Here is an 8,381-nt window from a genome sequence, read left to right as displayed (position 1 = left end):
GCCGTTAATCCTTTAATGCCTTTGTCCCAGGCTTTATTACTTAAGGCAGCCTTCTCTTTCAGGGTGGTTAAAGGCACCGGATTTTGGGCTTTCAGATGTCCCAGAATAATCTTTTCATTCTCACTTAGTTCCAAAGGCTTCTTTTCGGGGCGCATTTGTGGAAAGAACAACACCTCCTGGATAGAAGCATTGTTGGTCATTAACATTACCAACCTGTCTATACCAATGCCGATACCGGAGGTAGGGGGCATCCCATATTCCAGGGCTCGGAGAAAATCCTGATCTATAAACATGGCCTCATCATCCCCTTTTTCGGACAATTGTAACTGTTCTTCAAATCGCTCCCGTTGGTCTATGGGGTCATTTAACTCCGAATAGGCGTTGGCTATTTCCTTTCCATTTACCATGAGCTCAAAACGTTCGGTTAGTGAAGGATTCGTCCGGTGTTCTTTGGTAAGCGGACTCATTTCTTTCGGATAATCGATGATAAAAGTGGGCTGCACATAGTGCTTTTCACAGGTCTCACCAAAGATCTCATCAATGAGCTTGCCCAATCCCATGCTGTCATCTACATCTATCCCAAGTTTTTTGGCGATCTCTTTTACTTCATTTTCCTTTTTCCCTGAAAGATCATAGCCGGTATGATCTTTAATAGCGGTAAGGATAGGGACTCTTGGATACGGGGCCTTAAAATTGATCTCGTTCTTTCCAACCGGGATAAGTGTACTTCCATTGGCTTCCATGGCAACTTTTTCCAGTAATTGCTCCGTGGTATCCATCATCCAATTGTAATCCTTATAGGCCACATAGAGTTCCATTACGGTAAATTCCGGATTATGGGTTCTATCCATACCTTCGTTCCTGAAATCCTTTGAAAATTCATAGACGCCATCAAATCCTCCTACTATAAGACGTTTTAAGTACAATTCATTGGCTATCCTCAGGTAAAGAGGGATATTTAGGGCATTGTGATGGGTCACAAAAGGACGGGCCGCTGCACCTCCGGGAATAGGCTGTAAGATGGGTGTTTCCACCTCCAGATAGCCTTTTTCATTAAAAAAGTTTCGGATAGTATTAGTGATCTTTGTTCTTTTTACAAAGGTTTCTTTTACCTTGGGATTTACGACCAGGTCTACATAGCGCTGTCTGTAACGCTGTTCCGGATCATTGAATTCATCAAAAACATGGCCTTCTGCATCTTTTTTAGGAAGGGGTAAGGGGCGTAGCGATTTACTGAGGATCACAAATTCTTTCACCATGACGGTTTTTTCCCCCACCTGGGTGGTAAATAAAGTACCCTTTACGCCAATGATATCTCCAATATCCAGTAATTTCTTATAAATGTCATTATACAGCGTTTTGTCTTCTCCGGGGCAGATCTCATCACGGTTAAAATAGACCTGTATACGGCCTTCGCTATCCTGCAATTCGGCAAAAGAGGCTTTTCCCTGAATACGGCGCGACATGAGTCGGCCTGCGATCACTACTTCTTTCCCTTCCACATACTCCTTTTTTATCTGGGAAGACATGGTGTCTACAGGATAAAGGGCTGCAGGGTATGGGTTGATCCCCATTTCGCGTAATTTGGAAAGTTTCTCTCTCCGGATGACTTCTTGTTCAGACAGTTGCATACACCAAAATTAGAGTTGCAAATATAGCTACATACCTCCAATCTATCAATCTTTAAAAGAATTAGACCATCGACATTTTTTTCGTTCAGCAACGTAACTTTTTGGATATAGCTGCGTCTTATAGGTACATCAATCAAAATCAAAGAATAATGAGCTTTATACGCGTATTGCTCGCCATCCTCTTTCCGCCCTTATCTGTGATCGGGAAAGGCTGCGGCTCCTTTATTATTGTTTTTCTGCTAACCCTTTGCGGCTGGGTCCCGGGGGTTATTGCGGCCCTTATCATTTTGAATAATCCCAACTGATCCTCGTATCTTTGTGGCCTATGAACAAAAAAGTGGGCATACAAGATCTGGGGCTTAAAGACTACAAAGACTGCTGGGATTATCAGGAACAATTGTTCCAGGAGATCGTGGACCTGAAAATACGGAACAGGAGGGAAGGCGTCGCCTCGGAAACTCCCAATCATTTTTTATTTGTAGAACATCCCCATGTCTATACCCTGGGCAAAAGCGGGGATATGACCAATTTATTGGTAGGGGAGACACAGTTAAAGGCCAAAGGCGCTACTTTTTATAAGATCAACAGGGGGGGTGACATTACCTACCATGGCCCCGGACAGATTGTTGGCTATCCCATACTAGACCTTGACAATTTCTTTACAGACATCCACAAATATTTGAGATTGCTGGAGGAGATGGTGATCCTAACCCTGGCGGAATACGGGGTAAAAGGGGAGCGATCTAAAGGAGAGACCGGGGTATGGTTAGATGTGGGCACTCCTTTGGCAAGGAAGATCTGTGCTATGGGAGTACGTGCCAGTAGATGGGTTACTATGCACGGTTTTGCGCTGAATGTCAATACGGACCTTTCTTATTTTGACCTGATGATCCCTTGTGGGATCAAGGGGAAAGGGGTTACTTCCCTGAATTTGGAGTTAGGGCGAAACGAAATTCCCCTTGGAGAGGTCCAGGAGAAACTACTCTTGCATTTCGCGAAACTCTTTGAAGCAGATCTCCGGTAGAACCATTTTCAGAACTACTTAAAGACACCTATAATTGGGATACAAGCAATTTTATAGCGGAATATCTGTAACAATTTGGCCAAATATTCGTCTTTAGTATGTAGCATATCAATGAATAACTTTAATAATTTCAACCATGTCAAACATTAGAACTCAATTTTTACATAAAGGTATTATGTTGGGTGTTTGTCTACTCGGAGTGCTCATAAGCACTTTCTTTTCTGCGAATGAATCAGAAAAAGCAAATGAGCCTTTACTGGTAGAACATCGCATTGAACAGCAAACTGCAGAAGCGGATCATCAAATGGATATGGCAACAGCCAATTCAGATTCTCTGCTCACTGTTGAGTACCGCAAAACGGTAGCTGAGTGAGCGGTTCCTTTTAATTTTAGGAATACACTAATCGTAGTATAAAATTATCACAGGATCAGTATTAGCTATTTCAGGCACAAATTCAATAAGTAGTATACAGCATTTAATAAAAGCCGAGGTTTTAAACTCGGCTTTCCATTCTTGGTTTATCTGCAAAATAAAAGATCTCTTCTATCGGTAGATTGCGAAATTCTACGGACATCTGTGATACCCATCGCTCTTAAAATTGGTCGTAAATTATTTGCAATGGATCGTTTGATGTCGGTTCTGTTTAAAATGATCAGAGCATTGGTTTGGATCTCTCTTTTGATCTTGTTTTCCATATTGCGGACCATTCTAGGGAAAAGCCCGTCAAGGATACCATTGAGGTCAAATTCCCCAAAAAGTTCTACACTGGTAACTTCCAAGGTAACAGACCCTTCGAAGGGAACCGGACGAAAACGCAAACGTGCAATCCTTGCGCCTTTCCAGTTGAGGTCGGGAGCCCTGCTATCCCTGGACATACGGATACAGCCTGGGCAAACTCCTTTTATTTCGCTCCCATCTCCTTCAAACCGAATATCCATCACAAAATGATTTCGATTTTTGTCGAAATAAAGATTGGAATCATCCGAACGTACATCCTGTACATAATAGCTCCAGTCACGACCAGCTTTGCTGATATTTTCTGCAGGAAGGGTAAATTTTTGGCTATAGCCCAATAGGGATAATTGTGAATTATCTCGATCTAAGGTGATTTTTAAAGTAGGTTCAATAAGCGCCTTCAGAGACCTGGTCATATTGTCAATGTTAATCTCATTACACTGTGCAGAAACCCCTATTCCCGATAGAAAAAATGTCATTAAAAAAAATACTGTTGTAATCTTGTTTGTTTTCATGTTCTTTATATTTTAAGTTATATCCATTTATGCAGTGGCAATAAAAAGGTTAACAACAACCTTAATTTTTCTATATTTAAGTGTTAACTAATCAGACATTTAAACATTAAATGGGAAAGCAATCGGAAAATGCCTTGTTTGAGTCTTTGAAGAATGGTTCCGATTCGGCTTTTAAAGGAGTATATGAGGGAAACAGGGAACTGTTCCTGAATTTTGCCCGCAAATACGGACTGGGAGATGAAGATGTGTTAGATATTTATCAGGACACCTATATTGCTTTTTATGAGAATATCCAACATGGTAAGCTAACAGAATTGAAGAGTTCTGTATCTACCTATCTGATCAGCATAGGAAAATACAAGATCATGGAAAGATTGCGCAAGAACAGTAAAAGAATAGAGAATGACCATGTATTATACGCCGTAACGGATGAAGATATTGAGTTGGAATCTTTTGACATCATTGAGAAAGAACTTTCACCCGAACAACTACTACTTCAACGTTTTTTTGAAGCGTTGGGGGAGAAATGTAAAGCCATTCTCACCATGTTCTATTACAAAAAATACTCTGTGAAACAGATCATGGCAGCAGGTGGCTATAATAGCGAGAATGTTGTAAAAAGTCAGAAGTCCAGATGTTTGAAGACATTAAAAGAGGCCATTGAACAATCCCAAAGAAACTAATGGAAAATGAAGCCCTGATATTTAAATATTTTGAAGGTACCCTAACGGACAAGGAAAAGCTAGTCTTTGATCTTTTGTTGGAAGAAGATCCCGAATTCAGGGAACAACTAACTTTTGAAGAAGATGTAAAACAGGTGATCCGGGAGAAGGAAAGGAAGGTATTAAAGAAAAAGTTACAAGGTTTTGAAACCAGCGCACCACAAGCTGCAGCCCCCAGGAAGCCATTTTGGAGGCCCTTGCAAATCGCCGCTTCCCTGGCGTTGCTCTTTGCCATTGGATGGTATTTCTACAGCGTGGGGAGTGCTGACAAAATGGAGGTCTTATACACGGCAAATTATGAGAAATACCCAAATACCGTGTATTCCATGACGCGCGGCCAGGGGGAAGATACAAGCCTGGAACGCTTGGCCTTTGAAGCATATGAAACCAATGAGACCAAATCAGCACTTCGCAATTTTCAGGAACTCAAGGCCAAAGGGCAGATACCTTATGCCGACTTTTATCTGGCACAGGTGTATCTGGCGAATGGAGATACCCCTGAGGCCTTGGAATCATTTAAAGAGGTTATTGGCTCTAATGGAAATTTTAAACGGGAATCATTGTGGTATGCAGCCCTATGCTATGTGAAATTAGAGAGGCCCAAAGAGGCTATTCCATTACTAGAATCTTTGATCATGGATGGCTCTTACAGAAAAGATAAGGCCAAAGTATTACTCGATCAGCTTCAATAAGTTTTTCCGGAAGAACCACAGCATCCATAAAAAAAGACCAATTCCCAATATATAGAAAGAGGTGAATGATTTTACCATTAACGGCTGCGTATTTCCCTGAATAATAAAGCCACTCCAGTAGTAGGGATGAACCAGTGCCGTTTCCTTGTTATGCTCCAAAAAGGATTTTTTTGCTTCCTGTAACGCAAGGTCTTTTGGCATTCCGTCTGCTAGTTTCTCATAAAAAGAACCCATAATGGAAGAGGAGGAGGTATCGTTAATGTTCCACAGCGTATACACCAAACTCTTCGCGCCGCTATAGAAAAAGGCACGGGCCAGGCTAATTACGCCTTCTCCTTTTTGCAGGGTTCCCACCCCGGTTTCGCAGGCACTAAGGGTAACCAGGTCTACTGCCAGCTCAAGGGCATAAATATCATTCACATACAGCAGATAAGGGCTCATTTTGTTAGGGGTAAAAGCCAGGAAAGAATATTCCGGGGTCTCGTCGTTGGCCACGGCATGGGTAGCCAGATGAATAATTGTATGATCGCTACTTAATTGCGTAAAGCTGTCTATACTGGCCTCTTCATTTAAAAAGGTGTCACCTTTAAAAAATGTCGCGATTTTTTGCACTTCCGGCTGGTTGCCTATAAGCGGTAAAAATTCAGTGGGTTCAGTGTTTCCGGGATTTGTGAAGTTTGGGGCAAAAGCAGCTAATTTGGGCCTGGATCCGGGGCTGGCTTGTGCCTGTATCCAAAGGGTTGCGGAATTAGCATAGCTACAAGCCGTATTTTCAACCAGGTATTTGGTCTGGTTTTGGGAAGTGTTCAACGCTTCAAATGGAACTGTCCGCAGTAAGCCATCCGGGATGATCAGCAACTTTTCAAGGGGGAGATCCTGCACAAATGGGGCTAGCAATTTCTTATAGAGTGCATTAGAGATGATATTCAATTGTGTCAAATCACTTCTCGGGTCTCCCAATTGCTTCTGATAGGCCAACAGGTTTTGGACGTCTGTTTGCGTAAACGCGATTTTTATGAATTCTTCAGAATTTTCGCTAATAGCCAGGGCGTAAATGTCTTTTGTGCCATAAAAATAGGAGAGGACCTTGGTGCCAGCTGGGATACTTTGCTGCAATTGTTTTAGGCCTACGGTATTGGTTTCATATTTTAAATCGTAATAGGATGGATAGTCGGTTTCCAGTTGGGAAATAAATTTTTCATAGTTTCTTTTTTCTATAAAAAGTTCATTTTTTTTATCCTCCTCACTAAGTTGAATATCTTTTTCCAGGCTTGCGATCGTAATTTTGAGAATACGTTCCTTTTCTAACAGGCTGTCTGGAATGCCGGCAAAGTGCGTGGCATTGTTCCTTAGAATGGCATCCAGCAGAACCGGACTTTTACTTTGTTCAATAAATTCGAAAGCCGTATCGATGTAGCCGGGCTTTTCGGTAATTTTGGAGAGTTGGTAACTAGCTTCCAAACTGCTCTCTAAAATGGGGATTACATTGGCAACCAGTACCTGTTTATCCGCATCTCCAAAATCTTTTTTTCGCAGTATATTCAGATACCGCATGGTGGCCTGGCCATTATTCAGGGCTTTGGTGTAAGATTCTTCGCTGGCGGTTTGTAGCAGTAGTTGGTTATATGCTTTAATGACAGGAAAAATATTGCTTAAGGTATAAGCCCTCCCATTGCTAGTGTTGCCAGGATTACTTGTTTCTTTGGGGAATAGTGCCAGTGCTTGCTGATAAAAGGATGCTGCTTTCTCACTTTCATTTTGGAGGGCAAGCAGGTCGCCCAGCTCTTTGAGTAAACCGGCCTGTTCATCTCCGTTCTTGTCTTCTTTTTCGAGGATATGAAGTGCCTCCTTGTAAACGGTAACAGCCTTGGAGTAATTTTCTTCGAGAGTGGCCAGTTTTGCCCGGAGGTGGAGAAAATCGGTGGTAAATCGTTGGCGGGTGAGGGTATACGGTAAAGCTTGTTTTAAATAGATTTTGGCACTGTCTGCCTCCTTCATTTTCAGGTAATTATTGATAAGTAGGGCGGAGGTGCTGAGAAAACTTGTATCATAGTATTCCGGGTCTGTTTGTAAGTAGTAGCGAATGGCTTCCCTGGCAAGTTTGTTAGAGGTAGTAAAATCGCCCTGAGCAGATTTTAAGGAGGCGATAAGGTTTTTGGTGTCATAGATGTCTTCTGCTTCATGCCCATACTTTTGATGTAGCCGCAGGTTTTCCTCATAAAATTCTTCTGCTACTTCATACTTCATCTGGTTTCTGAACATGGTGGCGAGGTAGCTGTTGGAGGCCGTTAAAAAATAGGCGTATTCCTCCTCTACTGAGGGTTCGGGATTCGTTTCAACCTCGTTTAAGATACGGTAGAAGAAGGGAAGGGACCTTTCGTAGTCATTCAGGATATAGTAGTAACGACCCTTGTCGAACCAAAAGTAGATCTTGTAATAAGGTCCGTCCGGAAGGGATTCTATGGTTTCTCCTAATTCTGTAAACAGAGCCGTTTGCTTTTCAATGGTCTTTTGCAGCATTGACATGTCCCTGTACTGGGTACTTGCTGCATTGTAATAGGTATAAACTTCCAGCAGCCCTATGGGATTCTTCGCACCCATTTCGTCCTTTTCTGCAAGAGACAAATAGAAATAGGTAGAATCCTGGTCTATGTACAAAAAGGTAGCTGCTTTTTCCAGATAAGGATTTTGTCCAAACACATTGCAGCTGAGAAGGAAAAACAGCAGGAAGGAAAGGCCTCTCATAAAAATAGTAGCTTTTATATGAATAAAAGCTACTATTTTTTTATCTGGAATCAAACTAATTTACAAAAGCCTCATAGGAATAGCTGGTTTTTATGCCCTGGCTGTCTACTCTGGTTACTTTAATGGTGGCCGGCCCTGAAAAAGCAGCATCCTTCATTTTGATAGCATAGACCTTAAACCCATTTTCTTTCATCATGGGTTTGCTATCCGCGGTACCAACGGTCTTACCCCTAACGTCTAAAACTTGTACCATGACACTTCTGATGTCCCCGGCCACCAGGAGGTTTTGTATACGGTCTATGGCGCATTTCCCATC

At 42.1% G+C, this 8,381-nt stretch carries 9 protein-coding genes; 5 read left to right on the top strand and 4 right to left on the bottom strand.

Going from position 1 to position 8,381, the window contains the following annotated elements:
• A partial coding sequence (lysS, locus tag WBM49_RS13395) for a lysine--tRNA ligase (RefSeq protein WP_424372554.1) occupies positions 1-1,631 on the bottom strand: 1,631 nt, incomplete at its 3' end.
• A 149-nt stretch (positions 1,632-1,780) separates the two neighbouring features.
• Here lysS and WBM49_RS13390 point away from each other — a divergent pair.
• The 3 genes from WBM49_RS13390 to WBM49_RS13380 all read left to right on the top strand — a co-directional run bounded on the left by WBM49_RS13390 (position 1,781) and on the right by WBM49_RS13380 (position 3,028).
• Complete coding sequence (locus tag WBM49_RS13390; RefSeq protein WP_129605687.1) at positions 1,781-1,936, top strand: YqaE/Pmp3 family membrane protein; 156 nt, start codon at positions 1,781-1,783, stop codon at positions 1,934-1,936.
• Between the two features lie 20 nt (positions 1,937-1,956).
• Complete coding sequence (gene lipB / locus WBM49_RS13385) at positions 1,957-2,655, top strand: lipoyl(octanoyl) transferase LipB (protein WP_424372553.1); 699 nt, start codon at positions 1,957-1,959, stop codon at positions 2,653-2,655.
• A 136-nt stretch (positions 2,656-2,791) separates the two neighbouring features.
• Positions 2,792-3,028 carry a hypothetical protein gene (locus WBM49_RS13380; RefSeq protein WP_424372552.1) on the top strand — a complete coding sequence of 79 codons (237 nt, stop codon included), beginning with the start codon at positions 2,792-2,794 and terminating at the stop codon, positions 3,026-3,028.
• 146 nt (positions 3,029-3,174) lie between these two features.
• Here the strand turns inward: WBM49_RS13380 and WBM49_RS13375 are convergent, their stop codons facing one another.
• Positions 3,175-3,906 (bottom strand): hypothetical protein, encoded by a 732-nt coding sequence (locus WBM49_RS13375; RefSeq protein WP_424372551.1) that lies wholly within the window; start codon positions 3,904-3,906, stop codon positions 3,175-3,177.
• A gap of 110 nt (positions 3,907-4,016) precedes the next feature.
• On the opposite strand from WBM49_RS13375, the gene WBM49_RS13370 reads away from it, so the two are divergent.
• A complete protein-coding gene (locus tag WBM49_RS13370) occupies positions 4,017-4,589 on the top strand; it encodes an RNA polymerase sigma factor (RefSeq protein ID WP_424372550.1) in 573 nt (190 codons plus the stop codon).
• A complete protein-coding gene (locus WBM49_RS13365) occupies positions 4,589-5,320 on the top strand; it encodes a tetratricopeptide repeat protein (RefSeq protein WP_424372549.1) in 732 nt (243 codons plus the stop codon). Before WBM49_RS13370 ends, WBM49_RS13365 begins: the two co-directional genes overlap by 1 nt.
• Here the strand turns inward: WBM49_RS13365 and WBM49_RS13360 are convergent.
• Together WBM49_RS13360 and WBM49_RS13355 are read right to left on the bottom strand one after the other, a co-directional pair.
• Positions 5,300-8,065: a CHAT domain-containing protein gene (locus tag WBM49_RS13360; protein ID WP_424372548.1), complete on the bottom strand. Its 2,766-nt coding sequence runs from the start codon at positions 8,063-8,065 to the stop codon at positions 5,300-5,302. The genes WBM49_RS13365 and WBM49_RS13360 overlap by 21 nt on opposite strands.
• A gap of 55 nt (positions 8,066-8,120) precedes the next feature.
• Positions 8,121-8,381 (bottom strand): hypothetical protein (locus WBM49_RS13355; protein WP_424372547.1); only part of this gene is annotated, 261 nt, incomplete at its 5' end.

The organism is Muriicola sp. (assembly GCF_049669965.1).
Taxonomy (GTDB): Bacteria; Bacteroidota; Bacteroidia; order Flavobacteriales; family Flavobacteriaceae; genus Muriicola.
The sequence above is the reverse complement of the archived record's forward strand: the minus strand, read 5'-3'. Positions and strand labels throughout refer to the sequence as shown.

Coding starts and splice junctions, on each gene's coding strand:
- WBM49_RS13390 (WP_129605687.1), top strand. CDS start 1,781: ATGAGCTTTATACGCGTATTGCTCGCCATCCTCTTTCCGCCCTTATCT.
- lipB (WP_424372553.1), top strand. CDS start 1,957: ATGAACAAAAAAGTGGGCATACAAGATCTGGGGCTTAAAGACTACAAA.
- WBM49_RS13380 (WP_424372552.1), top strand. CDS start 2,792: ATGTCAAACATTAGAACTCAATTTTTACATAAAGGTATTATGTTGGGT.
- WBM49_RS13375 (WP_424372551.1), bottom strand. CDS start 3,906: ATGAAAACAAACAAGATTACAACAGTATTTTTTTTAATGACATTTTTT.
- WBM49_RS13370 (WP_424372550.1), top strand. CDS start 4,017: ATGGGAAAGCAATCGGAAAATGCCTTGTTTGAGTCTTTGAAGAATGGT.
- WBM49_RS13365 (WP_424372549.1), top strand. CDS start 4,589: ATGGAAAATGAAGCCCTGATATTTAAATATTTTGAAGGTACCCTAACG.
- WBM49_RS13360 (WP_424372548.1), bottom strand. CDS start 8,065: ATGAGAGGCCTTTCCTTCCTGCTGTTTTTCCTTCTCAGCTGCAATGTG.